A 26,159-nucleotide genomic window follows, 5' to 3' on the forward strand; every position below is an offset into this window, starting at 1 on the left:
TGAATGGACATCCCCGGTCGCAACGCTACACTGAACATTGTTATGGGCATTGCAATCAACAATCTCAAACGTACCGTCACGGCACTTTTTGTCACGGTCATGTTTTCCACCAGTTCGGTGGCACAACAGGCGGATTCGCGGGACGAGGACGCCTTGCTACAGCAATTGGCGCTTTCCACGCCGGAACAGGCAATTGGTATCGACCGTCAGCTCAAGGCGTTGTGGTCGCAATCGGGTTCGGCTTCAGCGGATTTGCTGCTGGAACGCGGGCGCGAGGCGCTGGATGACGGGGATGTGTTGACCGCGGTTGAACACCTTACGGCCCTGACCGATCACGCGCCCGGCTTTGCTGAAGGGTGGCACCTGCGTGCATCGGCGTTTTTTGGGATGGATCGCTTTGGCATGGCCGCGGCTGATCTGGAACATGCGCTGACGCTGAACCCGAATAACTACGAGGCTATATTTGGGCTTGGCCTGATTTTTGAGATCATCGAACAGCCCGACAAGGCACTGGATGCGTATGAGCGCGCGCTGGCTATACATCCTCATCATGAAGAAGTAACCAATGCGGTGAATCGACTGAAGCCTCAGGTCGAGGGTTCGGCCCTCTAAAGAACCGGGGCAGGGGGCAAAGGTGAGCGGGTCATCCCGAATCGTGGCCGTACTTGGCCCGACAAACACAGGTAAAACCCATTACGCGATCGAGCGGATGCTGGGCTATCGGACCGGAGTAATCGGTCTGCCGCTGCGTCTTTTAGCGCGAGAGGTTTATGACAAGATCGTCGCCATTCGCGGCCCGTCTGTCGTGGCACTGGTCACGGGCGAGGAACGGATCGTGCCGCCCCGCGCCCAATATTGGGTCTGCACGGTCGAGGCGATGCCGGAAGGCATGGGCGCAGATTTCGTGGCCATCGATGAAATCCAGCTATGTGCCGATCCCGAACGCGGTCATGTCTTCACTGACCGCCTGCTGCGCGCACGCGGTACGAACGAGACGCTGTTTCTGGGCTCGGACACCGTGCGCGGTTCCATCGCGGCTTTGGTCCCTGAGGCACAGTTTGTCCGGCGCGAGCGGATGTCGCAGCTGGTCTATGCAGGATCCAAAAAAATCAGCCGCATGCCATCGCGCAGCGCAATTGTCGGGTTCTCGGTTGATAGTGTCTATGCGATTGCCGAGCTTTTGCGTCGCCAAAAGGGTGGTGCGGCCGTGGTCATGGGCGCCCTCAGCCCGCGCACACGGAACGCGCAGGTCGATCTGTATCAGAATGGCGAGGTCGACTATCTGGTCGCCACCGACGCCATCGGTATGGGCCTGAATCTGGATGTGAACCATGTGGCGTTTTCGTCCCTGAGCAAATTTGACGGACGCAGAATGCGGCCTCTAGCCCCGAACGAACTGGCGCAGATCGCAGGTCGGGCCGGGCGCGGCATGTCGGACGGCACTTTTGGCGTGACCGGTGAGGCCCCACCGCTGGAAGACGGTGTGGCGCAGGCGATCATGGACAGTCGCTTTACGCCGATGAAAAAGCTGAACTGGCGAAATGCTGCTTTGCGATTTGGCTCGATTGACGCACTGATCGACTCGCTTGAGGTCAGCCCGAATGACGAACACCTGGTCAAGGCGCGGCCTGCAGACGATCTGAATGTGCTGAAATCGCTCTCGCAAGTGACCGAGGTTGCCTCCCGCGCCAATGATGGTCAATCGATCCGTTTGTTGTGGGATGTGTGCCGAATCCCGGATTTTCGCGGCATCAGCCACGCGGAACACGCCAGCCTGCTCGAAGTGATCTATGGCCACTTGCATGAACGCGGTTCGATCCCAGATGATTTCATGGCGCGGCAAATCCGCCGGATCGACAGAACCGACGGAGATATCGATGCGTTGTCTAAAAGGTTGGCATATATTCGCACCTGGACATATGTTGCGCAGCGAAACGGTTGGGTGCATGACGAATCACATTGGCGTGACGAAACACGCACTGTAGAAGACAGGCTGTCAGACGCATTGCATGATCGTTTGACTCAAAGATTTGTGGACCGGCGCACGTCAGTGTTGCTGCGCCGGCTCAAACAGAAGGAGGCCCTTTTGGCCGAAGTAAATGACAAGGGTGAAGTGACCGTCGAAGGCGAATTCGTCGGTCGTCTGGAAGGGTTCCGGTTTATCCCGGACAAAAGCGCGCAAGGAACCGAGGCGAAAGCTTTGAAATCGGCCTCTTTGCAAGCACTCGCGCCGCAATTCCATCTGCGCGCCGATCGCTTCTACAATGCGCCCGATACCGAAATTGATTTTACCGATCAGGGCGGCCTGATGTGGGGCGAATATGCCGTTGGCAAACTGGTTGCCGGGGCTGAACCGCTCAAGCCAATGGTCGAGGTGTTTGTGGATGAGGCCGCAGGCCCAGAGGTTGAGCAGAAAGTGCAGCGCCGTCTGCAGCATTTCATCGACCGTAAAGTGGCCGCGTTGTTCGAACCGTTGCTGAACCTGTCGCGGGACGAGGAACTGTCCGGAGTGGCCAAAGGCTTCGCCTTCCGCATGGTCGAGGCACTGGGCGTGCTGCCGCGTGCAGGCGTCGCGCAAGAGGTCAAGGATCTGGATCAGGACGCCCGCGGCGCGCTACGCAAGCACGGCATCCGGTTCGGTCAGTTCACCATCTTCATGCCGCTGCTGCTGAAACCTGCGCCGACGCGTCTGCGTCTGGTTTTGTGGGCTCTGGCCAATGGGCTGCAGGAATTCCCCGAAGCACCGCCTCCGGGTCTTGTCACCGTACCGGTCGCGAAGGATGCACCCGAAGGGTACGACACCATGTGCGGCTACCGCGATGCGGGCGAGCGCTCGATCCGAATCGACATGCTGGAACGTCTGGCCGACATGTTGCGCGCCGAAGACAGCCGTGGCGGGTTTGAAGCCAAGCCCGACATGCTGTCGATCACCGGTATGACGCTGGAACAGTTCGCTGACCTTATGCAGGGGCTGGGCTATAAAGCCGAGCGTGGCGAGCGTGAAAAGGTGAAAGCGGCACCTGCCGAAACTTCTGAGACCAATGCGGTCGAGCAACCCGCTGTTGAAGAAACCCCGGCACCAGAAGCGGCAACCGAAGAGGTCGTCACCCCCGCCGAGGCGCCAGCCGAGGCCACCGACAACACCGAGGCGGCAGCCGAGGCTCCGGCAACGGATGAACCCGAAGTCGAGGTGTTCTATACGTTCACTTGGGGCCGTCAGCGTCAGGCCAACCGTGGCCCGCGTCGTGAACAGAGGCAGGGGCCGGGCAAAGGCAAGCCGCGCGGTAAACCGCAGGATGGTCGCGGCAAACCGCAGGGCAAGAAGGGTGGCAAGCCGCAAGGGGCCAAGACCTTCTCCTCCCGACCGCCCAAGAAAGAAAAGGCGATCGACCCCGATAACCCGTTTGCAGCTGCGCTCATGGGTTTGAAAGACGGTAACTAAACGCCGATGGCTGAGGCCAAGCTGCGCATCGACAAATGGCTTTGGCAGGCGCGGTTCTTCAAAACCCGCAGCCTGGCCACCAAACAGGTCAGCGGCGGCCATGTTCGGTTGAACGGAAACCGGGTTCTGAAACCAGCGCAAGCTGTAGAACCCGGTGATGTTCTGACCTTCCCGCAAGGGCGAGTTGTACGCGTCGTTCGCGTGGAAAAGCTGGGCGAACGACGCGGCCCTGCACCCGAGGCGCAAACACTGTACTTCGATATGACCGAAAAGAAGGACGCGCCGCCCGGAAACCCCGGATTCGAAGGAAAAAGGTCGTCCAACCAAGAAAGATCGGCGCGCGCTTGATCTTTCTCGTACCACTAGGGGCTGATCCGCCCTTGAAGACAGTATAATACTGGATTAGCTAAACGCCCAAACCGCAAACGGGATTCCCACTATGACCTATGTTGTCACCGAAAACTGCATTGGCTGCAAATACACCGACTGCGTCGAAGTATGCCCGGTGGATTGTTTCTACGAAGGTGAGAACACTTTGGTCATTCATCCCGATGAATGCATCGACTGCGGCGTGTGTGAGCCCGAGTGCCCCGCTGACGCCATTCGCCCTGACACTGAGCCGGGGATGGACCAGTGGGTGGAATTCAACCGGAAATACTCGGAACAATGGCCGGTGATCGTGACCAAGAAAGACCCGCTGCCCGAGGCCGAAGAGCGCGACGGCGAAGAGGGTAAGATGGAGAAGTATTTCTCGGAAGCGCCCGGCGAAGGCGGCTAAGCGATTCGCTCTCTGAACTTGCCGGTTCAGGTGTAGAAACAAGTTGCAACGCTTTGAAACTTATAGGGTTTCACGGCCATTTTTGGGCGTGCCCTTTCAGATGTCGTAATTTTGTGATATAATCGAAAGCTGAATGATGAATGAGATGGGGATGTACTCCGTAAGTATGTGTGCTTTGGAGTTCTGATTTTTTGACAAACAAGCCACCTGACCGGGCCGAAATGGCACCGGCTAGGCTGTTTTGTTGTCCGCATCTTACTCTATAACCAAGGATGAACCTGTATGTCTAAGTCGAAAAAGCTTGAGTTCCGCCCGAATGACTATGTTGTCTACCCTGCGCATGGCGTGGGTCAGATTATCTCGATCGAAGAGCAGGAAGTCGCGGGATATTCGCTTGAGCTGTTCGTCATCTCCTTTGAAAAAGACAAAATGACCCTGCGGGTGCCGACCAACAAAGTCACCGAGTCCGGCTTGCGGTCACTCAGTTCGCCCGATGTCATCAGCCAGGCGATGAAGACGCTCAAGGGCAAGGCCAAGGTGAAACGCGCCATGTGGTCGCGCCGGGCTCAGGAATATGAACAAAAAATCAACTCGGGCGATCTGATTTCGATTGCCGAAGTGGTGCGCGACTTGCACCGCACAGACGATCAGCGCGAGCAGAGCTATTCCGAGCGTCAACTGTACGAAGCCGCGCTAGAGCGTCTGACCCGCGAAGTGGCTGCTGTGTCCGGCGCCGGTGAGGTTTCGGCCGCCAAGCAAGTTGATGAGGTGCTGACCTCGCGCGCTGCTGCCGCCTGATATCTGGCCATTCTGAAATTGGGGCCGCTCCTGAAAAGGGGGCGGCCTTTTTTTGTGTCTTGTCTTGGTGAAATCCGCTTTTGCCGCTAATTTTCCTGTAGTCAGAGGCGGATACATGACCAGGATAAAGCAAACCGTTAAGTTTCTGTACATCGCGCATGACCCGATTTCGGTTTGGTTTCGCTATGGCTTGATCCTGTTTGACGCCGCGTCGATCGTGTTCTTCGTGTCCACGGCGAATGTGCCGCATGGGCCGGGGATCACGCTTGCCAGTCTGTGCGTCGGGTTTCTCATCTTGCTGGATTTTTTGGCCCGGTTATGGATTTCGAAAGACCGCTGGAAACTTCTGTGCAAGGTTTACACACTGGCCGATATCGTCGTGATCGCCTCGCTGCTGCTTGAGCCGTTCTTGCCCGGAAACTTGGCCTTCGTGCGAATATTGCGCGCCCTGCGTCTGATCCATTCCTATCACTTGCTGCGGGATTTGCGGCGTGACAGTCAGTTTTTCCGAACGCATGAGGATGCCGTCATCGCGGCGATCAATCTGCTTGTATTCGTATTCGCGACCTCAACGGCGGTTCTGGTGTTCTTCATTCCTGATAGCAGCCCGCATGCATACATTGATGCGCTCTATTTCACCATGGCCACGCTGACGACGACGGGGTTTGGCGACATCACCTTGGCGACACCGGCTGGCAAGTTGTTCTCAGTTTTCATAATGGTTGTGGGTGTGGCGCTGTTTGTACGTCTGGCGCAGGCTGTTTTCATGCCGCAGAAAGTGCGCCACAAGTGCCCCAGCTGTGGCCTTTATCGGCATGATCCTGACGCGGTGCATTGCAAGCACTGCGGTGAAACGCTGCGTATCGAAACCGGTGGTACGGCCTAAAGCGCGGCAACGACCGCGGTCATGAATGTCAGTTCTGCCAATTGCTGCGAAGCCCCTAGGATATCACCGGTCTGACCACCGATTTTGGCCTTTGCGACCCCGGCGAGCACCGCAACAACCAGCGCAGCGACGAGAGTTGGCGGAATGGCCGCTGCGCCCATCAAAAGTACCGCGCCTAGCAAAGCCAATCCAAAACCTGCCGCAACCGTCACACCTTGCGGCCCTCCGACCGAGTGGCTCAGACCACTATTGCGCGCATTTGGCAGGGCATTCATCAGAACCGGCATAATCGCGCGGGACAAGATGCAGGCCGCAAGGATCGCGGCATAGTCGCTTGCCGTTAACAGGGTTGCAATCAAAGCGACGCGTATCAACTGCGTGAAGATCAGAGCCAGAACACCATAGGCGCCAATATGGCTGTCCTTCATGATTTCTAATCGGCGCTCCGGGGTGAACCCTCCCCAAAGTCCGTCTACGGTATCGGCCAAACCATCTTCGTGCATCGCACCGGTGGTTATGATCAGAACCGCAACCAGGAAAACAGCGCTGACCATAGCGGGTAAATTCAGAGCCATCGTGGCCCAACCAACCGCGCAAGCCAGCAGCCCTATTGTCAAACCGACCACGGGAAACGCCCAGGCGGCGCTGGCCTGCCGTGCAAAGGTGTTTTCCGGCAGCCGCGGCAGCGGTAGGCGGGTCAGCAAGACCAGCGCCAGTGGTATATCCCACACGGAAAACAGCTTGGTGTCGTTTTTATGCACTCCCGCGCCTTTCGGGGTCTTGTTGGATCGGACGCTTCGGTTAAACACACAGGACCACTCTGATGCAACGAGGCTTTGGATGCTGCCCGAACTTAATGACCTGAAAACACTCCGCGATGCCCTGAGTCAGGCGCCGGGTTCGAATGATGCCGCATTGCAGGGCGCGGCTGACCGGAACGGACAGCTGACCAAACCGCCCGGCGCGCTGGGGCGGCTTGAGGAATTGGCGATCTGGTATGCCGGTTGGCGCGGCGATGCCCGCCCGCAAATCTTGGCACCGCAGGTTATCGTCTTTGCAGGAAATCACGGCGTGACGGCGCAGGGTGTGTCGGCTTTTCCACCAGATGTGACCGTGCAGATGGTCATGAACTTTGAACATGGCGGTGCGGCAATCAACCAATTGGCCAAGGCCGCAGGGGCCACCATGGATGTGCATGCGTTGGAATTGGACCGGCCAACGGCAGATTTCACCGCAGGCCCGGCGATGTCCGAGGATGACCTGTTGTCCGCCTTACGCACCGGTTGGACAGCTGTTGACCCCAAGTCCGACCTGCTAGTCGTCGGAGAGATGGGGATCGGCAATACAACCCCGGCTGCTGCAATCGCGTGCGCTCTGTTCGGTGGAGAAGCCTCGGACTGGACCGGGCGTGGCACCGGTGTGGATGATGCCGGGTTGGCGAACAAAACCCGCGTGGTGGCCGAGGGCGTGGCCTTGCACGGTGCATCGGGTGACGGGCTGGAGATCCTACGACGTCTGGGCGGGCGTGAGATTGCGGCCATGGCTGGAGCGATCGCAGCAGCCCGTGTTCTGTGTATTCCGGTCATTTTGGATGGCTTCATCTGCTCGGCTGCGGCGGCCTGTCTGGCCGATGTGTCTGCCGGGGCTTTGGATCACGCCGTAGCGGGCCATCAAAGTGCCGAGGGCGCACACGGTGCGGTATTGGAGAAGCTGGGCAAACAGCCACTGTTGAACCTTGGGCTGCGCCTGGGCGAAGGGTCGGGCGGTGCGCTGGCGATCAATATCCTCAAAAGCGCGGTTGCCTGTCATTCAGGTATGGCAACCTTTGCTGAAGCCGGCGTGTCCGGCGGCTGAACCGGATGGTTTGATCCGCCAAAAAGGATCAGGCCGATTTCTGAGCGTGTTTCTCAGCCAGTTCCAGCAGTTCGGTTTCAAGGTCTTTCTCGAATTGCTGGGCGCGCTCGATGTATTTCTTGTTTTCCGCCGTCGGCATGCCGGGAATCCAAAGCTCGGCCAGATCCCGGATCGAGGCTCGGTCGTGGTGATAAAAGGTCTGCTCGGCTTGTGCGGCCTCATATTCGCTGAGGCCGATATTCTCGAGCACATAGCGACCGGCGCGTAGTGAGCTGTCAAACATCTCGCGCACGATATCATTCGCGCCCGCCTGGTACAGTTCATACACATGGGTGCGGTCATGCGCGCGCGCGATGATGTGCAGATCCGGGCGTTGGCGACGTGCAAAGCTGACCAGACGGGTCACAGTCTTGCGGTCGTCCATTGCAGCAACCAGTACGGCGGCTTTATCAAGCCCCGCTGCACGCAACAACTCGGGCCGTGTCGGATCGCCCAAGAAGCCTTTGACGCCAAAGCGGCGCATAAGTTGAATGGTCTCGATATCATGATCCAGAACGATGGTCTTGAACCCACTGGCCCGCACCAACCGGTTCACGATCTGACCAAAACGTCCAATGCCCGCGATGATCACCGGGCCTTTTTCGTCGATCTCGTCAGGTTCGACCTGCGGGGTATTCTCCCTGATCCGACGGGACAGAAGGTCGTAGATGATGAACAACAGCGGAGTGATCAGCATGGTCAGTGCGATAATCATCAGCAGTTTCTGCGACAAATCAGGTGGGATTACGTTCTGCTGCGTGGAAAAGGCCAGCAGGACAAATCCGAACTCACCCGCCTGCGCCAGACCCAGCGTGAACAGCCAGTGATCGCGCCCGCGCAGCTTGAAGGCGCGCCCGACCAAATACAAGATGGCCCCCTTTGTCAGAATGACCAGCAGCGCCAGTCCGATCAGCTCAAGCGGATCGTTGAAGAAATAGGCGACGTCAATTCCGGCGCCAACGGTGATGAAGAACAGGCCTAGGAACAAACCCTTAAAGGGCTCAAGGTCGCTTTCCATTTCGTGCCGAAATTCCGAGCTGGCCAGAACAACGCCTGCCAGGAAAGCGCCCAGGGCGGGGGACAGACCAACAAGGGTCATCAGGAAGGATATCCCAACGACGATCATCAGGGCCAGCGCAGTATACATCTCGCGCAGGCGGGTGGCGTGGATGAAACGGAACAGGGGGCGCGTCAGGTAGACGCCGGCAAGGATTACAAACGCGATGGCACCAAGGGTGACCAGCGTGACGGCCCAACCGGGCAGGCCCTCGACCAGAGATAAGCTGTGATGCGCCGTGTCGTGCAAGTCCTTCGCGCCGCGGTCGATCGATCCGTCGCTTTCGATATGTGGCATGGCTGGCAGCGCCAACAGCGGCAGCAAGGCCAGAATGGGGATCACTGCGATATCCTGCGTCAGCAGCACGGAAAACGTGGCGCGGCCTCCGTTCGTCTGCATCAACCCTTTTTCGGACAGGGTCTGTAGCACAATCGCCGTCGAGGATAGCGACAGTGTCAGACCAACGGCCAACGCCACTGACCATGGGTGGTTCGCATAAATAGCAACAGCAGCAATGGCAGCAGTTGACAGGCCGACCTGCAGGCCGCCCAGCCCCAAAAGCCTGTCGCGCATGTCCCAAAGCGCGCGCGGCTCAAGTTCCAGTCCGATCAGGAACAGCATCATTACTACGCCGAACTCGGCCACATGCTGCAGGCTTTCTGTTTCCGCACCAACCAGCCCGAATATGGGTCCGATGACGATCCCGGCGGCCAGATATCCCAACACCGACCCCAATCCCAGACGCGCCGATAACGGCACTGCGATCACGGCAGCTGCCAGATAGATCGAAGCCTGATAGAGGAAATCGTCCATGTCGGTCCTTTCGGTCGGGTCAGGTGGGCAACGGGGCGTCGCGTTTGAGCTGGTCCATCACGATTTGGCTTTGAACCCGCGCCACGGCAGGATGCGGCAGGATCACCTGGTGAAGCAAGCGGTTGAGCGCGGCTAGATCGTCGCAATAGACATGCAGCAGGTAATCTGCCTCACCTGTCATCGTCCAGGCGCTGGTGATCTCAGGCCGCGTCTCCACCATGCGTGCAAAGCTCTGCGATTGTTCGGGGCCGTGGGTGCCCAGATGTACTTGAACGAATCCCTGAACATGCAGCCCAAGTTTCAGCGGGTCCAGTCGCGCCGCGTATCCGGTGATGTATCCTTCGGCCTCCAGCCGTTGCCGCCGCCGCCCGGCCTGACTGGGCGACAGGTTCAGCATCTCACCCAGTTGATGTGCAGTTAGATGGGCATCCACCTGCAAAGCGGATAACAGGCGCATATCGGTGGAATCCAACATATGCGGAAAATCTCCAAAATTTTGCGCAAACATGCGGAATTTGCGCACTCTTGCCTAGTTTACACGAAAACTATGCGCAGAAACAGCGCCAGTTAAGGCATATTTTGGAATCAGCAAAGAAATTCCTGTTTTAAGGAGACGCGCCATGGGTCCTTTCCCCCACAACGCCCCGAAATCTGTGATCAGCAAAGAAAATCCGGTCGGTACGGACGGGTTTGAATTTGTAGAGTTCGCCCACCCCGAACCGCAGGAGTTGCGCGACCTGTTTGCCAGAATGGGTTATGAAAAAGTTGGTCACCACAAGGATAAGCCCACGGTCGAGCTGTGGCAGCAGGGTGACGTGACCTATATCCTCAACGCTGACTCTGAAAGTTTTGCGGCCCGCTTTGCTGCAGAACATGGCCCCTGTGCTTCTGCGATGGGCTGGCGCGTTGTGGACGCGCAAAAAGCTTATGAACACGCTGTGGCCAAAGGTGCAGAACCCTATGATGCGGCGGACAAGGTCATGAATGTTCCGGCGATCAAGGGGATCGGTGGCTCGCTGATCTATTTCATCGATCAGTACCACGACACTTCGCCTTATAACCAAGAGTTCACCTGGACCACACAGTCCAAGCCGCGTGGCGACGGTTTCTATTACCTCGATCATCTGACGCACAACGTCTATCGCGGGAATATGGATAAGTGGTTCGAATTCTACGAAACTCTGTTCAACTTCCGGGAAATTCGATTTTTCGACATTCAGGGTAAATTTACCGGCCTATTCAGCCGCGCCCTGACGTCGCCTTGTGGACGCATTCGCATTCCGATCAACGAAGATCGGGGCGAAACCGGGCAGATCGTGTCCTATCTCAACAAGTATAAAGGTGAGGGTATCCAGCATATCGCAGTGGGCAGCGAAGATATCTATGCCTCGACCGACGCAATTGCCGAGAAGGGTTTGAAATTCATGCCTGGCCCGAACAAATCCTATTACGAGATGTCCAAGGAACGGGTTGCCGACCACGACGAGCCGTTGGACCGTATGATGAAGCACGGCATTCTGATTGACGGCGAAGGTGTTCTGGATGGCGGCGAGACCAGAATCTTGCTGCAAATCTTCTCGAAAACCGTGATCGGCCCGATCTTTTTCGAGTTCATTCAGCGAAAGGGCGACGATGGGTTTGGCGAGGGAAACTTTCAGGCCCTATTCGAATCTATCGAACGCGAACAGATCGAAAGCGGCGAAATTTCAGCGGCTTGAGTTCGTGTGTTAAAGCATAATGCGGGCGTTCGCGTCCGCGTTAGCTGCGCGGCATCTTCAGCGTCAGGTTCCTGCCTTTTTTCTGATAGCGCAATTCGCTGTCACCAATTGCGATGACCTTGCCGCCGTCCACCCTGTCACCGACCTTCAGCTTCTTATAACGACCGCTAGGCAGCCGAACCAGCGCGCGGCGGTTGGCGGGTGTTCCATAAACCCCGATCAGGTTCAGTTTACGCAGGTTCAGCGCGTTGTCGATTGTCGCCTGACGCGCGACCGAAGCGGCAGACGGAATTTTGGGAGCAACGGCTTTGGGTTGGAATGACCCGGCCTCGACCTGACCGATGGCCGCCGTTGATCCCAGATTGGCGGTTTGCGTCCCGGTAGGTGGTGCAAGACCTGCCGGGCGGGATTTTGGTCGCGGCACGCGCACCACCGCCAGAGCGGTTGGCGTATAGTCAATCTGCGGCTGTTGTTGCAGTGAGGCAGGGCGCAGTTTGGGGCGCCGTCCCGCCAGCTCTTCACGCGTTCGTCCGCCCAGCTGCTGACGTTCGAACTGTTCGATCAGATCGCTGGGGCGGGGCTTTGGGCGCAGCCCGGCCAACCTGTCAGAAGTTTTCTCAAGTGTGGGTTCCTCTTCGAACCGGACAGGTGGCTCGGGTGGTGTCTTCGAAGGACGACCGAGATAGACGACAATACCGTCCGGGTTCAGCGTCCCCTCAGCGCTGGGTGTGACCAGGCCGCGATCATCAAGCTCGAACTGGGCGCCGGCAGTGCTGGGCAGTGCAACCTGGTCAAAGGGTTCATCTGTGGCAAAGCTCTGCGCTATGGGCAGAGCAACGGCGTCAGTCGATAGGTTGGAGTTGTCGACCGAAGCCAGATACAGCTCATCCTGCGGGGGTAAAACCGGGGGCAACAGGGGATCGGGCGCGATGATCTCAAGGCCGGGCTGGGTTGAGGTTGCTTGGATCACAGGGTCGCGGGTAACCTCTTCCACGATTGTCGGGGCGATGTTTAAGGCCTCGAGAATAGCTGTGTCCGTGGGCGAAAGCTCGGGTTGAACATCCTCGTTTTGGGCGGGTGCGTCCTGTTCAGAAAGGGTGGCGTCCGTATCAAGCTCGGCCGTTTCGGCAGGTGGCACTCCGGGCGTGGTCGGGTTCTCGGTTTCGACACTGGCCTGAGGGGTGGATGCGGGCAGGGCGTCTTCTACCTGTGCCGTTTTCGGTTCGGCTGTTTGTATCTCGTTTGATCCGATCAGCGCCCATGCGCCCAACATTGCCGCTACCCCCAGTGCGGCCGCGGCTGGAACAACATACTGTTTTGTGAATACCTCAGTAGGTATTTTGCTGGGGGCGGAGGTCGCCGGCGCAGATCGGAACACATCCGGGGCTGCTTCTTCAGCGATAGGATGCACATTTGGTTCTGCTGCGTCCGATTGAACCTCATCTTTGGCCTCGGTCGCAAAAGGCGCAGATTCTGAGGTCCCAAACAATGGCTCAGAAGGGAAAGACTCGGGATCGGTCTCGGTTGTGAACTGAACCGGTATGAAACCGTGTTCGGTTGCAAATTCGCGTGCCTCATCCAGTGTTTGTTGCGTCACGGCGGCGACATAGGTGGTGGGGCCGACGGTCGCGGTGTCAAAAACCAAGTCTTCGACCGTATATGGCGTAGCCTTGGCCAGCTTTTCCTTTATGTCTTCTTCCAATGGCTGATTGTCAGTTTCCACCGACAAAAAACGCACCTGCTCGGTCGGGATTATGACCTTGCACCGCAGGTTGTTTTCCAAAGCAAAGGCTTTTTCCCGCAGGGCGTGAAGATGCGAATTCAGGTCCGGCGCGTCCAATGCAACGTTACCAATGCAAAACCAATCGTCATCGGATTGGTGGTGCAAAGATATTCCGGTTGCAGAAAAAGACAGCGCAAAGGCGGGTTTCATTTTCCCGAGGAACCATAATTGTCAGCATCGATGCAAACGACTTTTCGTCCGCAGGCTGACATTAAAGCAGGATCTCGCCGAGGGAAAGAAAAAGCCAACGCTTCCCCTTGTCTGATAAACCCCGGCGGCCCCATCTTGGTACAGAAGAAATTGGAGGGAAGACCTTGAAGAAAATCGCTTTTCTGGCCGCAGTGCTGGCCGTGACAGCCGCAGGTATGGCCCATGCGGAAGAACGTCGCATCTTGGTAGATGCAACCGGCACCGTTCAGGCTGCACCGGATATGGCAACCATCACATTGGGTGTCACCAACGAGGATCCGCAGGCGTCAAATGCGATGCAGGCGACATCTGATGCGGTGGCGCAGATTCTGAAACGGCTTGAGGATATGGGCGTCGAATCCCGCGACGTTCAAACCCGCGATCTGTCGTTGTCGCCGGTTTGGTCCGGGCGCAACAATCAAAGTGGTGAACGGCCCGAGATTTCCGGCTTTGTGGCATCGAACAATGTGCAGGTCCGCGTCCGTGACCTGACACAGTTGGGCACGATCATGGATGGGGTCATTCAGGACGGTGCGAATGATTTCGGTGGGCTCAGCTTTGGTGTGCAGGACCCCGCACCGCTGCAGGCGCAGGCACGAGCCAAAGCTGTTGCCGAAGCAACTGCAAAGGCGGAACAACTGGCACAGGCGGCCAATGTAACTCTGGGTCAGGTTCAGCAGATCAGCGAGCGGGTCGGAGGAATCAACCCCGCACCGCAGATGCGTGCGATGGCTATGGCCGAAGGGGGCGGTGTGCCTGTCGCGGGGGGTGAGATTTCAGTCTCGGTCAACGTGTCGATGGAATTCGGGTTGGCCGAGTGATCCTTTGCTTTGACTGCGGGCCTGCAGCGGTTGTCGCTGTTGGCCCGTCTGGTCAAAATTGTCAGGTGATAGCCAAGCCTCAAACGCGGCCTTGATCCGCGACCATTCACTGTCGAGGATCGAATACCAGGCCGTATCCCGGTTCCGACCTTTGTAGTGGGTGGCCTGCCGAAAGATGCCTTCGAATGTAAAACCCAATCGTTCAGCTGAACGGCAGGAAGCGGCGTTCAGGGCGTCGCATTTCCACTCATAGCGGCGATAGCCCAACTCGTCGAAGACGCGGCGCATCATCAGATACATGGTCTCGGTCGATTTCGGGCTGCGCTGCAGCAGGGGTGAAAAGTGAATGTGGCCGACCTCGATCACACCTGCCGCGGGTTCGATCCGCAAAAATGAAGCCATGCCAATTGGCGTTTCGTCTTCGTCTAAGACCGTGTGGAACATCGGATCGGCATCCATGCATGTGGCGCGGGTCCAATCCTCGAAATCCTGCTCCCTGTCGAAGGGACCGTAGGGCAGATAGGTCCAGTTGTGCCCATCCGCGTCGTTGGCAAACGCCCGGTAAAGTCCGGGCGCATGCCGGTTCACGTCCAGCGGCACGACGGAACAATACTGACCTTCCATCGGTGTATAGGGCGGCGTGGGACGCGGGAATTCGCCCGAAACCGGCAGACCGATGGGTTGACCCAGTTCGTTGGTATCGTGGCCGCTCATGACTCAGGCCGTTGCCTTGGCCAGCGCCTGATCCAGATCGGCGATCAGGTCGTCTGCGTCTTCGATGCCGATGGAAACGCGGACTACGCCGGGACCTGCACCTGCGGCCTCTTGCTGTTCAGGCGTCAACTGACGGTGGGTGGTCGAGGCTGAGTGAATGATCAGCGACCGCGCATCGCCAAGGTTGGCGACATGGCTGAAAATCTCAAGCGCGTTCACCAGTTTGACACAGGCGTCATAACCACCCTTGACCGCAAAGGTGAACAATGCGCCGGCACCCTTTTTATAGTGTGCTTTCACCCGGTCATGATAGGGCGAGGAGGGCAGACCCGCATAGGTCACATAGTCCACGCGGTCGTCTGCTTCGAGCCAGGCAGCGATCTTTTGGGCGTTTTCCACGTGGCGTTCCATCCGAAGGGATAGGGTTTCAACCCCCATCAGCGTGTAATGCGCGGCTTGCGGGTTCATGGTCATGCCCAGATCGCGCAGGCCAATGGCGATACCGTGAAAGGTAAAAGCCAGCGGGCCAAAGGTCTCGTGGAACTTCAGTCCGTGATAGGCTTGTTCCGGTTCGCTGAGCGAAGGGAACTTGTCATTCGCCGACCAATCGAACTTGCCCGAATCCACGATACAGCCGCCGGTGACCGTGCCATTGCCGGTCAGGTACTTGGTCGTCGAATGCACAACCAGCGTCGCGCCCTGTTCGATGGGGCGGCATAGGTACGGTGTGGCCGAGGTGTTGTCGACGATCAGGGGGATACCTGCTGCGTCAGCGATATCCGCCATGGCCTGAATGTCGGTCACATACCCACCCGGATTGGCAATTGATTCACAGAATATCGCCCGGGTGTTTTCGTCGATGGCATTTTTTACGGCGTCCAGATCATCGGTGTCGACAAACTTGGCCGACCAGCCAAAGCGTTTGATCGTCTGGCTGAATTGCGTGACCGTGCCGCCATAAAGGCGCGTCGAGGACACCACGTTGCAGCCCGGTCCCATAAGCGGAAACAGCGCCATGATCTGTGCTGCATGACCAGAAGAACAGCAGACCGCGCCCACTCCGCCTTCCAGTGTGGCGATACGTTCTTGCAATACGGCCACAGTAGGGTTGGTCAGGCGGGAATAGATGAAGCCAACTTCTTGCAAGTTGAAAAGCGCCGCCGCGTGATCGGCATCGCGAAACACATAAGCTGTTGTTTGATAAATCGGAGTCTGACGCGCGCCCGTTGCCGGATCGGGCCGTGCGCCCGCGTGAATCTGAAGTGTGTCAAAACCGTAGGTAGGGCCGTCAGACATCGCTAAAATCTCCTGTTGGAATGTATGTTGCTGAATCTCTAGGCGATTGAGCGCGCGCGCACAACAATCCTGTCAGCGCATCCACAGGCCCTTGTTCTTGATTGTATTGCGAATGACCTGTTCGCGCTGGGGCAGGTTATCACGGTCGAACAGGTCCCGGATCTTGTGGCCCTTACGCTGCAAAACCAGCTTTTTGATCGGGTCATATCCCTTGAGAACCTTCTTGACCCGGTTGGGGGCCACGACGGTTTCAAGCACCTCAATCACATGGTCGCTTTCGCGGGCATAGAGCAGGGGGAACAGACGATAGTGGCAGCTGACCGATCCATCCAGCAGGCCCGGGGGCAGGGTATCCCGCCCGCCACCGAAGGAATGGACAACCAACGGCAGCGCGACCTGATCCAGCCATGGGTCAAGGTTCTGCCCGGCCAGTTCGGGGATATTCCCATCCCGGATCGTGCGGGCAAAGTCCAGAAAACGCGTGCCGAACTTGCGCGGGCAGGAATAATAGAAATAGCCCGCGTTGAAGTACAAATACCGCCGCCAGTAATTCTGGGGCTGGCTGGTATCCAATGAGCTTTCGAAGTCCAGTTCGAACCGGTGATAGAGGGCGCTCCAGATACCATCGAAACTAGGGCCATACAGGGTGGGTTTGGGCCACGTCCCTTCGACCTTTTGTGAGGCACCAGGTCGGTCAAAATCAAACGGTACCGAGGTCAGATCTCCGGTGATCAGCGTATCGCTGTCAAAGAACACAAAAGGCTCGCCTTCTGGCAGCGCCAGCAATGCCTCGATCTTGTTGCCGTAGGGATAGCTGTTGCCGAAGACATGGTTGTCGAATGGCAGGATTTCCGCATCCAGTTGCCGCAACGCTTTCAGAACGTCCTCGTTCCGGATGCTTGGGTCTTGCGGCCAGCGCTGGCCGGACTGTGGGACCGCCACAAACAGCCGACCTGCGAAATTTGGTGAGCTATGGCGCAGAGAGGCGGCAAACAGCAGAGCCTCATACTGTAGCCGGTTGTTTTGCCCGATGATGACGATGTTGAACTTCGGGTGGGTGGCCTGCATCGAATGACTTTCAGGTATCTGGCCGTTGACCGGCGCTGCTCGGGTTGAGTTTGACCTACATTACGCAGCTGGCTCCGTCAAAACCAGATGCCGGAAAACCGGAATTCGTGGCTGCAGTCTGCCCTGCGAAATCGGTCTTTGGGCACAACAGGAGTATCGAATGCCAATAAAACAGGCGATTTCCTCAGTAAAACGGGCGGAATTTTCCGGTTTTTTTGATTTTTTGATGATTTTCTAAATTTTACCAATTGATAAAAAATCAGATTGTGGCAAGCTGAGAACATAACGAACATATCTACAGGGAGTAGAGCGATGGCACAGGGCCAGATTGCCCCCGGCATTGTCTCCGGGCGGCTTTCCAGCGATGAGCTGACATCGAATTTCACGGACTTGCACCCGCCATTGGCCACGCATGAGGCCGCAGTGGCCGCAGATCGGTGCTATTTCTGTTATGACGCGCCATGTGTGACGGCCTGTCCGACGGATATCGATATTCCGTTGTTCATGCGTCAGATTCAGGCAGGGCAACCTGAGGCGGCGGGTGAAACCATTCTGGCGCAGAACATTCTGGGCGGCATGTGCGCCCGTGTCTGTCCGACCGAGACATTGTGCGAAGAGGCCTGCGTACGTGAAACGGCCGAGGGTGCCCCGGTCGAGATTGGTCGCCTTCAGCGGTATGCGACGGACAGCGTGATGGTTTCCGGGGATCACCCGTTTGAACGCGCCGCGTCAACTGGCAAGGCTGTTGCTGTGATCGGGGCAGGGCCTGCTGGTCTGGCCTGCGCGCACCGCCTGGCGATGTTTGGGCATGACGTGGTGATCCATGAGGGCAAACCCAAGCCGGGCGGTCTGAACGAATATGGCATCGCTGCCTATAAGTCGACCAATGACTTTGCACAGGCCGAGGTGGACTGGCTGCTAAAGATCGGTGGTATCACGATCGAGACCGGCTCGGTTCTGGGTGAGGGTATCTCGCTGGACGGTCTGGTCGAAAATTACGACGCTGTCTTTTTGTCCATCGGTTTGGCCGGCGTGAACGCCCTGCGCGCACAAGGGGCTGATCTGGATGGCGTGCGCTTTGCCGTCGATTTCATCTCGGATGTGCGCCAGGCTTCTGATCTGGCGCATTTGCCGGTTGGTCGCAACGTCGTGGTGATCGGTGGCGGAATGACGGCCGTTGACGCCGCAGTGAAATCAAAACTGCTGGGGGCCGAGCATGTCACCATCGCTTATCGGCGTGGCCGCGATGCGATGGGGGCCAGCCGATATGAACAGGACCTCGCCTCATCCCACGGCGTCAAGATCATGACCAATGTGCAACCCGTTGCCGTTCATGGAAACGGAGCAGCGGCAGAGATCGAGCTGGAGTACACATCCAGCCATGACGGCCAGCTGTCGGGGACCGGAGAAATCATCCGCGTGCCCGCCGATCAGGTCCTCAAGGCGATTGGCCAGACGCTGGATGGCGCACCGGATGGATTGACGCTGGACGGCAACAAGATCGCCGTGACAGGCGCTGGGCGTACCTCGATGGATGGCGTCTGGGCCGGGGGCGATTGCGCAGCTGGTGGCGAAGACCTGACCGTAACCGCCGTGGCCGAGGGCCGCGATGCGGCGATGGACATCCACTCAACGCTTGTTTCGTGATAGGATGGGGCATTCACCCCATTCCATTCGCTGCTGAGGTATTCTCATGTCCCAGATCGAAAAAGCTGTTGCGCAACACTACACAACCGGTGCCCTCACGGAGCGTATGCGTGAGGCACTAAAGGCGAGTGGCATTGACCCAAACGCGGCCACGGTTGCAGACCTCAAGGCTGGTGATGAGTTCCACACAGGCGGGGTTCTGGCAACGGACAACCTGTTTGCCCAGCTTTCGCCGACCCATGCGACCCGCGTCCTGGATGTCGGGAGCGGCATCGGCGGGACGTCGCGCTACATCGTGGATCGCTATGACTCGACAGTGACCGGGGTCGACCTGACGCCTGAATTTGTCGAAACGGCCACTGCTTTGAGTGAACTTGTCGGGCATTCCGACAAAACAAGTTTTCTGGTGGGTAGCGCACTGGATTTGCCCGTGCCGGATGCGGGTTTTGATCTTGCCGTTATGATGCACGTTGGGATGAACATCGAAGACAAGGCGGGTCTTTTTGCAGAAGTGTCGCGCGCTCTGGCCTGGGATGGTTCCTTTGCCCTGTTTGATGTGATGGGAGGGGACGTGGACGAGCCGCTGGCCTTTCCTCTGCCCTGGTCAACTGTTGCCGAGACCTCTTTTGTAGATTCACCAGAGGTTTACAAGAACGCGGCGGCCTTGGCGGGTCTTGAGCTGGTAGCCGAGACAGACCGGACCGAGTTCGCGCTTGCTTTTTTCGAAGAAGTTTTCGCGCGCATCGCCGAGAGCGGCCCGCCCCCATTGGGCATCCACCTTATGATGGGCGAGACGGCGCCCGAAAAGTTTCAAAACTACGTCATGAACCTCAAGGCCGGGCGCATTCGCCCGACCGAAATGATATTCAAGAAATCCGGCTGAGCCGGGAAGGGAGAAGCTATGGCCGATCTGACAACAAACTTTCTGGGGATTTCCAGCCCCAACCCATACTGGTTGGCCTCGGCGCCACCGACGGATAAGGAATATAACGTCCGCCGTGCTTTTGAGGCCGGATGGGGCGGAGTTGTTTGGAAAACGCTCGGGGCCGAGGGACCTCCGGTCGTAAACGTCAACGGGCCGCGCTACGGCGCGGTTTATGGTGCTGATCGTCGGCTTTTGGGCCTGAACAACATCGAACTGATCACCGATCGCCCGCTTGAGGTGAACCTTGAAGAAATGGCGCGGGTCAAGGCAGATTACCCTGACCGTGCGCTGATCGCTTCGATCATGGTGCCGTGCGAAGAAGAGGCATGGAAAGCCATCTTGCCGCGTGTGGCAGAAACCGGCGCAGACGGGATCGAGTTGAACTTCGGTTGCCCGCATGGGATGAGCGAGCGCGGTATGGGCTCGGCCGTGGGGCAGGTGCCGGAATATATCGAAATGGTGACCCGCTGGTGTAAGCAGTATTACGACCGCCCAGTTATCGTAAAGTTGACGCCGAACATCACCGATATCCGCAAGCCAGCTGAGGCGGCTAGAAATGGCGGCGCGGACGCGGTGTCGTTGATCAACACGATCAACTCGATCACCAGCGTCAATCTGGACACATTCAGCCCCGAGCCGTCGATTGATGGCAAGGGCAGCCACGGCGGGTATTGTGGCCCGGCGGTAAAGCCGATTGCCCTCTCGATGGTGTCCGAAATTGCCCGTGCCCAAGCCACGCAAGGCCTGCCGATATCCGGTATCGGTGGCGTGACCACGTGGCGCGATGCGGCTGAATTCATGGCGTTGGGATGTGGGACCGTGCAGGTGTGTACCGCCGCAATGACCTATGGGTTCAAGATTATCGACGAACTGACTGCCGGACTGTCCAAGTGGATGGATGAAAAGGGCTATACAGACGTATCGCAAGTCGTAGGTCTTGCTGTGCCGAATGTGACCGACTGGCAGTATCTGAACCTGAACTACGTTGCCAAGGCCAAGATCGACCAGGATCAGTGCATCAAATGCGGTCGCTGCTATGCCGCGTGTGAAGACACCAGCCATCAGGCGATTTCAATGTCCGAAGATCGGGTTTTTGAGGTCATGGATGACGAATGCGTCGCCTGTAATCTGTGCGTGGATGTCTGCCCGGTGGACGGGTGTATCTCAATGGAGCCGATGACAGCCGGTGAGGTCGATCCGCGTACCGGAGATGAAGTGCAGCCTGGCTATGCCAACTGGACGACGCATCCCAATAATCCAATGGCGAAAGCGGCCGAGTAGATTGGTTAACTGAAACAAAGACAAGGGGCTGGTATAGGCCAGCCCTTTTCAAATGGCTCAGAAAATTTGAGCGATCCTGCAGGTCTGGTCAATGTTCGCTCTCGATAGGCTATCGGGAATCAAAAAACGACCGAAGCCCTTCTGAAACGCGCCCGCTCGTAAAGCCAAAGCTATCCATTGGGAATCGCGAACTAGATGGAAAATCGCCGTAAGCTAACTGTCGACAAGCTCATAATGTCTGATTGAGCGCGACTCGACCAGTTCAGCTTCCATAGGATCAATATGAGGGCTGGAAATATCGTCACCTACAAAAGCCTTCAGAGACTCAAGGTCTTCCCAAACCATAACAAAACTAAACTCTCTGGGTGTATCGGCACGCGGCGCCCCGGGTATGACCTGAACTATCCCTTTCGTTCCCTTCATGAGCGGGATCGCCGTCTCGTGAAAGAACTTCCCGAACTCTTCTTCTTTGCCGGGGCGTGTAACGACCTGAAATATGCGAATGATCATGCAGTCACCTTCCTTTCGGTGTTGCTGCCGCATGAAAGTCACCTCAATTGACCCAGTATATCATGGCAAGATGGAATGGTCTGCCAAGGGTTCCGTGAGACTGTTTTTCTAGGGTGCCAGAAGTTTGCGATAAAGCGTATCAATAAACGGTTCAGCACCTGCGAACGGATCCTCGTTGCCCAGAATGGCACGGACCTGCACATCGAAATCGGCGTAGTGCTGCGTCAAGGCCCAGATTGAAAAGATCAGATGATAGGGATGCAGGCGCGCAATTTTGCCCTCATCCATCCATTGCGTCAGGATCGTGGTTTTATCGTCCACCAGCGCCTTAAGGTCATTCGACAAAGCCTCGTGAATGCGCGGTGCGCCCTGAACAAGCTCGTTCGCGAACAGGCGGCTTTCACGCGGCAACTCACGGCTCATCTGCAATTTGCGGCGGATGTAGGACAGGATTTCCTCCATCGGGTCTCCGTCGGCATCCAACTCGTGTAAGGGGGCCAACCATGTGTCCAACAGCCCCGAAAGCAGGGCAGTATGGATCGCCTCTTTCGACGGGAAATAATACAGTAAATTCGGCTTGCTTAGCCCAGCTTCGGCAGCAATCTGATCAACAGTTGCGCCGCGAAATCCGTGGGCGGAAAACACGTTCAGCGCGGCCTCGAGAATCGCAGCGCGGTTCTTTCTCTGTATTCGGGTCGGGGCGCGATCCTTGGGCATGTTTCCAGCGTGTCTCTTTTTTTGCCATGCGGGGGCCAATTATGCCGAAAATTCCGGCGGCACCATGCAATTTCTTGACTGATCTCGAACCCGTGATAGCGTGAGTTTGACCAGATGGTCAAATCAAGACACCAAAAGCGAGCCAAATCGCAAGCAACAGGGAAGACACCAATGGCAGCTCCGGCGCAAAACCTCAGGATCAATGGCGACAGACTTTGGGATAGCCTGATGGAGATGGCAAAGATTGGCCCCGGTGTTGCTGGGGGCAACAACCGCCAGACCCTGACGGATGAGGATGCTGAAGGGCGCGCCTTGTTCCAGAAATGGTGCAAGGACGCGGGCTGTACAATGGGCCTGGATCAAATGGGCAATATGTTTGCTCGCCGAGAGGGGGCTGACCCCGAGGCTCTGCCGGTTTATGTAGGTTCACATCTGGATACGCAGCCGACCGGCGGGAAATATGACGGCGTGCTGGGCGTGCTGGGCGGGTTAGAGATCATACGGACGCTGAATGATCTGGACATCAAAACCAAACATCCCATCGTGGCGACCAACTGGACCAACGAAGAAGGCACACGTTACGCGCCGGCTATGTTGTCTTCGGGCGTTTTTGCTGGAATGCACACGCAGGATTGGGCCTATGACCGCGAGGATGCCGAGGGCAAAAAGTTTGGCGATGAATTGAATCGCATCGGCTGGCGGGGCGACGAAGAGGTCGGCGCACGTAAGATGCACGCTTTCTTTGAGCTGCATATCGAACAAGGGCCGATCCTTGAGGCCGAGGGTAAGGACATCGGCGTTGTTACTCATGGGCAGGGCCTGAGCTGGACACAGATCACCGTGACGGGCAAGGACTCCCATACTGGGTCGACCCCGATGCCAATGCGCAAGAATGCTGGCCTTGCAATGGCACGCATCCTTGAGAAAGTGGATGAAATCGCCTGGTCGCATGCGCCCCATGCGGTCGGTGCAGCAGGGCATATCGATGTCTATCCGAACTCTCGCAACGTGATCCCCGGCAAGGCTGTTTTCACGGTCGATTTCCGCTCACCCGAATTGGACGTGATCACCGACATGGTTAACCGCCTGCGTGTTGCCGCCGAAGATATCGTCGAAGAGATGGGCCTTCAGATCGAATTCGAGAAAGTTGGCGGCTTTGACCCTGTGACGTTCGACGAGGGGTGCGTAAAGGCGGTTCGCGATGCGGCAGAGAGGTTGGGGTATTCGCACACCGACATCATCTCGGGCGCAGGACATGATGCGTGCTGGATCAACCGAGTGGCACCAACCGCGATGGTCATGTGTCCGTGCGTTGATGGGCTGAGCCACAACGAGGCCGAAGAGATCAGTAAAGACTGGGCGGCCGCCGGGGCAGATGTTCTGTTTCATGCGGTCGTCGAAACCGCAGAGATTGTGGAGTAAGGGACGCTGCCCCTGTCGCCCGAAAAGCGACTCACCCGAGGTATTTTGGCCAGATGAAGCAAGCGGCGCAGACCGCGTCAGGGAGATTAAAATGAGCACTGTTATCAAAAACGGAACCGTCGTGACCGCCGATCTTTCCTATAAGGCGGATGTGCTGGTCGAAGGTGGTGTGATCACCGAGATCGGAATGGATCTTAAGGGCGACAAAGTGCTTGATGCGACGGGGTGTTACGTGATGCCCGGTGGGATTGACCCGCACACGCATCTTGAGATGCCGTTCATGGGAACCTATTCCAGCGATGATTTCGAAAGCGGGACGCGAGCGGCGCTGGCCGGGGGCACCACGATGGTGGTCGATTTCGCGCTGCCAAACCCCGGTGAGGGTCTGCTTGATGCCTTGAAGCGCTGGGATAATAAGTCGACCCGTGCAAACTGCGATTACTCCTTCCATATGGCGGTGACCTGGTGGGGCGAACAGGTGTTTGACGACATCAAAACGGTGATCGAGACGCGCGGCATCAATACGTTCAAGCACTTCATGGCCTACAAGGGCGCACTGATGGTGAATGACGATGAGTTGTTTGCCTCGTTCAAGCGATTGGCTGAGTTGGGTGGCATCGCGATGGTGCATGCTGAAAACGGCGATGTCGTGGCTGAGTTAAGCGCCAAGCTGCTGGCCGAAGGAAATACAGGCCCCGAAGCGCATGCGTATTCGCGACCGCCACAGGTTGAAGGCGAGGCGACCAACCGGGCCATTATGATTGCCGATATGGCGGGCGTGCCGCTTTACGTGGTGCATACATCCTGTGAAGAGGCGCATGAAGCCATTCGCCGGGCCAAGATGAATGGAAAACGGGTGTGGGGTGAGCCTCTGATCCAGCACCTGACGTTGGATGAAAGCGAGTATTTCCATCAGGATTGGGACCACGCGGCGCGGCGCGTCATGAGCCCCCCGTTCCGGAACAAACAGCATCAGGACAGTCTATGGAACGGGTTGCATTCCGGGACATTGAGCGTTGTGGCCACTGACCATTGCGCCTTTACCACCGACCAAAAGCGTTTTGGCGTCGGTGACTTTACCAAGATACCGAATGGGACCGGTGGGCTGGAGGATCGGATGCCGATGCTGTGGACCCATGGTGTGAATACGGGGCGTTTGACGATGAATGAGTTTGTGGCCGTGACTTCAACAAACATCGCCAAAATATTGAATTGCTATCCTAAAAAGGGTGCGATCCTTGTGGGGGCGGATGCCGATATCGTTGTATGGGACCCTGAGAAAGCAAAAACGATCAGCGCTGATACCCAGCAATCGTCGATCGACTACAACGTGTTCGAGGGTAAAGAGGTCAAAGGTCTGCCGCGCTTTACGCTGACCCGTGGACAGGTGGCCGTGCATGACGGTGAAATCCGCACGCAGGAAGGGCATGGAGAGTTTGTAGCGCGCGAGCCCAATGGTCACGTGAACAAGGCGCTGAGTACGTGGAAAGAGCTGACTGCGCCGCGCCCGGTTGAGCGGACGGGCATTCCGGCGACGGGTGTCTGATTGCGCAGGGATTGTCACCAAGGCACCCTAAAGCCAAACCTTTTCAAGGCAATGGAATGAATACTGAAAGCACTACCCAGCCCGTAATCGAGGCAAGGCAGTTGGACCTTACCTTCCAAACAAACGACGGGCCAATCCATGCGCTCAAGGATGTGAACCTGACAGTCGACAAAGGCGATTTCGTCAGCTTCATCGGCCCCTCGGGCTGTGGTAAAACCACCTTTCTGCGCTGTATCGCGGCGCTGGAAACACCGACAGGGGGAACGTTAACCGTCAACGGAATGACGCCGGATGAGGCGCGGCGGAACCGGGCCTATGGCTATGTGTTTCAAGCGGCAGGGCTATATCCTTGGCGGACCATTGCCAAGAACATTAAACTACCCTTGGAAATCATGGGTTATTCCGCCAGCGAGCAGGAAGAGAGGGTTAAAAAAGTTCTGGAACTTGTTGATCTAGAGGGATTTGGCGGGAAATTCCCCTGGCAGCTTTCTGGCGGTATGCAGCAACGCGCCAGCATTGCGCGGGCGCTGGCTTTTGACGCCGATATCCTTTTGATGGATGAGCCCTTTGGCGCGCTGGATGAGATCGTGCGCGATCACCTGAACGAACAGCTTCTGGCACTTTGGGCGCGCACTGAAAAGACCATCGGTTTCGTGACGCACTCGATCCCTGAGGCGGTGTATCTCAGCACAAAGATCGTGGTGATGAGCCCGCGACCGGGGCGGATCACTGATGTGATCGACAGCCCTCTGCCAAAGGAACGGCCGCTGGATATCCGCGACACGCCGGAATTCATCGAAGTCGCCCATCGTGTGCGCGAGGGGCTGCGGGCGGGGCATACGGATGACTAGTGCA

23 protein-coding genes and 1 pseudogene are annotated in these 26,159 nt (G+C 57.3%); 15 read left to right on the forward strand and 9 right to left on the reverse strand.

Annotation, left to right across the window (positions count from 1 at the left end; all coding sequences use genetic code 11):
* Positions 1-3 precede the first annotated feature (3 nt).
* The 6 genes and pseudogenes from ACR0B8_RS03120 to ACR0B8_RS03145 all read left to right on the forward strand — a co-directional run bounded on the left by ACR0B8_RS03120 (position 4) and on the right by ACR0B8_RS03145 (position 5,904).
* Complete coding sequence (locus tag ACR0B8_RS03120) at positions 4-612, forward strand: tetratricopeptide repeat protein (RefSeq protein ID WP_170357947.1); 609 nt, start codon at positions 4-6, stop codon at positions 610-612.
* A gap of 22 nt (positions 613-634) precedes the next feature.
* Entirely contained in the window at positions 635-3,442 is a 2,808-nt protein-coding gene (locus tag ACR0B8_RS03125; protein WP_170357949.1) for a helicase-related protein, read from the forward strand.
* 6 nt (positions 3,443-3,448) lie between these two features.
* Positions 3,449-3,815, forward strand: a pseudogene (locus ACR0B8_RS03130) (RNA-binding S4 domain-containing protein).
* 66 nt (positions 3,816-3,881) lie between these two features.
* Entirely contained in the window at positions 3,882-4,220 is a 339-nt protein-coding gene (fdxA, locus tag ACR0B8_RS03135; protein ID WP_170348381.1) for a ferredoxin FdxA, read from the forward strand.
* 282 nt (positions 4,221-4,502) lie between these two features.
* A complete protein-coding gene (locus ACR0B8_RS03140; RefSeq protein ID WP_170348382.1) occupies positions 4,503-5,018 on the forward strand; it encodes a CarD family transcriptional regulator in 516 nt (171 codons plus the stop codon).
* 115 nt (positions 5,019-5,133) lie between these two features.
* Positions 5,134-5,904, forward strand: coding sequence for a potassium channel family protein (locus ACR0B8_RS03145; protein WP_226688576.1), 771 nt, complete (start codon positions 5,134-5,136; stop codon positions 5,902-5,904).
* On the opposite strand, the gene cobS is transcribed toward ACR0B8_RS03145, so the two are convergent.
* Complete coding sequence (cobS, locus tag ACR0B8_RS03150; RefSeq protein ID WP_170548359.1) at positions 5,901-6,665, reverse strand: adenosylcobinamide-GDP ribazoletransferase; 765 nt, start codon at positions 6,663-6,665, stop codon at positions 5,901-5,903. The two genes, ACR0B8_RS03145 and cobS, sit on opposite strands and share 4 nt — an antisense overlap.
* Positions 6,666-6,744: 79 nt before the next feature.
* Between cobS and cobT the strand changes: the two genes are divergently transcribed.
* Entirely contained in the window at positions 6,745-7,758 is a 1,014-nt protein-coding gene (gene cobT / locus ACR0B8_RS03155) for a nicotinate-nucleotide--dimethylbenzimidazole phosphoribosyltransferase (protein ID WP_170548362.1), read from the forward strand.
* Between the two features lie 28 nt (positions 7,759-7,786).
* On the opposite strand, the gene ACR0B8_RS03160 is transcribed toward cobT, so the two are convergent.
* Both ACR0B8_RS03160 and ACR0B8_RS03165 read right to left on the reverse strand, forming a co-directional pair.
* Positions 7,787-9,667: a monovalent cation:proton antiporter-2 (CPA2) family protein gene (locus ACR0B8_RS03160; RefSeq protein ID WP_170348386.1), complete on the reverse strand. Its 1,881-nt coding sequence runs from the start codon at positions 9,665-9,667 to the stop codon at positions 7,787-7,789.
* A 19-nt stretch (positions 9,668-9,686) separates the two neighbouring features.
* Complete coding sequence (locus ACR0B8_RS03165; protein WP_170357961.1) at positions 9,687-10,142, reverse strand: Lrp/AsnC family transcriptional regulator; 456 nt, start codon at positions 10,140-10,142, stop codon at positions 9,687-9,689.
* Between the two features lie 145 nt (positions 10,143-10,287).
* Between ACR0B8_RS03165 and hppD the strand changes: the two genes are divergently transcribed.
* On the forward strand, positions 10,288-11,385 hold the full coding sequence (gene hppD / locus ACR0B8_RS03170; RefSeq protein WP_170348387.1) for a 4-hydroxyphenylpyruvate dioxygenase: 1,098 nt from the start codon (positions 10,288-10,290) through the stop codon (positions 11,383-11,385).
* A 40-nt stretch (positions 11,386-11,425) separates the two neighbouring features.
* On the opposite strand, the gene ACR0B8_RS03175 is transcribed toward hppD, so the two are convergent.
* Complete coding sequence (locus ACR0B8_RS03175) at positions 11,426-13,318, reverse strand: hypothetical protein (RefSeq protein WP_226688575.1); 1,893 nt, start codon at positions 13,316-13,318, stop codon at positions 11,426-11,428.
* A 164-nt stretch (positions 13,319-13,482) separates the two neighbouring features.
* Here ACR0B8_RS03175 and ACR0B8_RS03180 point away from each other — a divergent pair, with 164 nt between their 5' ends.
* The gene (locus ACR0B8_RS03180) at positions 13,483-14,178 is read left to right on the forward strand and encodes an SIMPL domain-containing protein (protein WP_170357966.1); all 696 of its coding nucleotides are present in this window, start codon (positions 13,483-13,485) and stop codon (positions 14,176-14,178) included.
* Here ACR0B8_RS03180 and ACR0B8_RS03185 read toward each other — a convergent pair.
* From ACR0B8_RS03185 to ACR0B8_RS03195, 3 genes are all read right to left on the reverse strand, one after another.
* Positions 14,134-14,892: a GNAT family N-acetyltransferase gene (locus ACR0B8_RS03185; RefSeq protein ID WP_170357968.1), complete on the reverse strand. Its 759-nt coding sequence runs from the start codon at positions 14,890-14,892 to the stop codon at positions 14,134-14,136. The genes ACR0B8_RS03180 and ACR0B8_RS03185 overlap by 45 nt on opposite strands.
* A 3-nt stretch (positions 14,893-14,895) precedes the next feature.
* On the reverse strand, positions 14,896-16,188 hold the full coding sequence (locus tag ACR0B8_RS03190; RefSeq protein ID WP_170357970.1) for an O-acetylhomoserine aminocarboxypropyltransferase/cysteine synthase family protein: 1,293 nt from the start codon (positions 16,186-16,188) through the stop codon (positions 14,896-14,898).
* A gap of 72 nt (positions 16,189-16,260) precedes the next feature.
* Positions 16,261-17,256: a hypothetical protein gene (locus ACR0B8_RS03195; protein ID WP_226688573.1), complete on the reverse strand. Its 996-nt coding sequence runs from the start codon at positions 17,254-17,256 to the stop codon at positions 16,261-16,263.
* A gap of 312 nt (positions 17,257-17,568) precedes the next feature.
* Here ACR0B8_RS03195 and ACR0B8_RS03200 point away from each other — a divergent pair, with 312 nt between their 5' ends.
* The 3 genes from ACR0B8_RS03200 to preA are packed head-to-tail and all read left to right on the forward strand — an operon-like array spanning position 17,569 to position 21,109.
* Positions 17,569-18,903 (forward strand): NAD(P)-dependent oxidoreductase, encoded by a 1,335-nt coding sequence (locus ACR0B8_RS03200; RefSeq protein ID WP_170357975.1) that lies wholly within the window; start codon positions 17,569-17,571, stop codon positions 18,901-18,903.
* A 46-nt stretch (positions 18,904-18,949) separates the two neighbouring features.
* Positions 18,950-19,786: a methyltransferase domain-containing protein gene (locus ACR0B8_RS03205; RefSeq protein ID WP_480657763.1), complete on the forward strand. Its 837-nt coding sequence runs from the start codon at positions 18,950-18,952 to the stop codon at positions 19,784-19,786.
* 18 nt (positions 19,787-19,804) lie between these two features.
* Complete coding sequence (gene preA / locus ACR0B8_RS03210) at positions 19,805-21,109, forward strand: NAD-dependent dihydropyrimidine dehydrogenase subunit PreA (protein WP_480657761.1); 1,305 nt, start codon at positions 19,805-19,807, stop codon at positions 21,107-21,109.
* Positions 21,110-21,322: 213 nt separating this feature from the next.
* Here the strand turns inward: preA and ACR0B8_RS03215 are convergent, their stop codons facing one another.
* Complete coding sequence (locus tag ACR0B8_RS03215) at positions 21,323-21,619, reverse strand: putative quinol monooxygenase (protein ID WP_170348396.1); 297 nt, start codon at positions 21,617-21,619, stop codon at positions 21,323-21,325.
* Between the two features lie 108 nt (positions 21,620-21,727).
* Positions 21,728-22,336, reverse strand: a complete 609-nt coding sequence (locus tag ACR0B8_RS03220; protein ID WP_170348397.1) for a TetR family transcriptional regulator C-terminal domain-containing protein — start codon at positions 22,334-22,336, stop codon at positions 21,728-21,730.
* Positions 22,337-22,507: 171 nt separating this feature from the next.
* On the opposite strand from ACR0B8_RS03220, the gene ACR0B8_RS03225 reads away from it, so the two are divergent.
* The 3 genes from ACR0B8_RS03225 (at position 22,508) to ACR0B8_RS03235 (ending at position 26,155) form a co-directional block, all read left to right on the forward strand.
* A complete protein-coding gene (locus ACR0B8_RS03225) occupies positions 22,508-23,758 on the forward strand; it encodes a Zn-dependent hydrolase (protein ID WP_170348398.1) in 1,251 nt (416 codons plus the stop codon).
* A 91-nt stretch (positions 23,759-23,849) separates the two neighbouring features.
* A complete protein-coding gene (hydA, locus tag ACR0B8_RS03230; protein ID WP_170357995.1) occupies positions 23,850-25,304 on the forward strand; it encodes a dihydropyrimidinase in 1,455 nt (484 codons plus the stop codon).
* A gap of 56 nt (positions 25,305-25,360) precedes the next feature.
* Entirely contained in the window at positions 25,361-26,155 is a 795-nt protein-coding gene (locus ACR0B8_RS03235; RefSeq protein ID WP_170348400.1) for an ABC transporter ATP-binding protein, read from the forward strand.
* Positions 26,156-26,159 lie beyond the last annotated feature (4 nt).

The organism is Ruegeria sp. BH6 (genome assembly GCF_056538105.1).

Bases quoted from the DNA above. Each gene is read 5' to 3' on its own strand.
- ACR0B8_RS03120 (WP_170357947.1), top strand. From the start codon at position 4: ATGGACATCCCCGGTCGCAACGCTACACTGAACATTGTTATGGGCATT.
- ACR0B8_RS03175 (WP_226688575.1), bottom strand. From the start codon at position 13,318: ATGAAACCCGCCTTTGCGCTGTCTTTTTCTGCAACCGGAATATCTTTG.
- ACR0B8_RS03185 (WP_170357968.1), bottom strand. From the start codon at position 14,892: ATGAGCGGCCACGATACCAACGAACTGGGTCAACCCATCGGTCTGCCG.
- preA (WP_480657761.1), top strand. From the start codon at position 19,805: ATGGCCGATCTGACAACAAACTTTCTGGGGATTTCCAGCCCCAACCCA.
- ACR0B8_RS03205 (WP_480657763.1), top strand. From the start codon at position 18,950: ATGTCCCAGATCGAAAAAGCTGTTGCGCAACACTACACAACCGGTGCC.
- ACR0B8_RS03215 (WP_170348396.1), bottom strand. From the start codon at position 21,619: ATGATCATTCGCATATTTCAGGTCGTTACACGCCCCGGCAAAGAAGAA.
- ACR0B8_RS03140 (WP_170348382.1), top strand. From the start codon at position 4,503: ATGTCTAAGTCGAAAAAGCTTGAGTTCCGCCCGAATGACTATGTTGTC.
- ACR0B8_RS03200 (WP_170357975.1), top strand. From the start codon at position 17,569: ATGGCACAGGGCCAGATTGCCCCCGGCATTGTCTCCGGGCGGCTTTCC.
- hppD (WP_170348387.1), top strand. From the start codon at position 10,288: ATGGGTCCTTTCCCCCACAACGCCCCGAAATCTGTGATCAGCAAAGAA.
- fdxA (WP_170348381.1), top strand. From the start codon at position 3,882: ATGACCTATGTTGTCACCGAAAACTGCATTGGCTGCAAATACACCGAC.
- ACR0B8_RS03165 (WP_170357961.1), bottom strand. From the start codon at position 10,142: ATGTTGGATTCCACCGATATGCGCCTGTTATCCGCTTTGCAGGTGGAT.
- ACR0B8_RS03225 (WP_170348398.1), top strand. From the start codon at position 22,508: ATGGCAGCTCCGGCGCAAAACCTCAGGATCAATGGCGACAGACTTTGG.
- ACR0B8_RS03190 (WP_170357970.1), bottom strand. From the start codon at position 16,188: ATGTCTGACGGCCCTACCTACGGTTTTGACACACTTCAGATTCACGCG.
- ACR0B8_RS03145 (WP_226688576.1), top strand. From the start codon at position 5,134: ATGACCAGGATAAAGCAAACCGTTAAGTTTCTGTACATCGCGCATGAC.
- hydA (WP_170357995.1), top strand. From the start codon at position 23,850: ATGAGCACTGTTATCAAAAACGGAACCGTCGTGACCGCCGATCTTTCC.
- ACR0B8_RS03220 (WP_170348397.1), bottom strand. From the start codon at position 22,336: ATGCCCAAGGATCGCGCCCCGACCCGAATACAGAGAAAGAACCGCGCT.
- ACR0B8_RS03235 (WP_170348400.1), top strand. From the start codon at position 25,361: ATGAATACTGAAAGCACTACCCAGCCCGTAATCGAGGCAAGGCAGTTG.
- cobT (WP_170548362.1), top strand. From the start codon at position 6,745: ATGCTGCCCGAACTTAATGACCTGAAAACACTCCGCGATGCCCTGAGT.
- ACR0B8_RS03160 (WP_170348386.1), bottom strand. From the start codon at position 9,667: ATGGACGATTTCCTCTATCAGGCTTCGATCTATCTGGCAGCTGCCGTG.
- ACR0B8_RS03195 (WP_226688573.1), bottom strand. From the start codon at position 17,256: ATGCAGGCCACCCACCCGAAGTTCAACATCGTCATCATCGGGCAAAAC.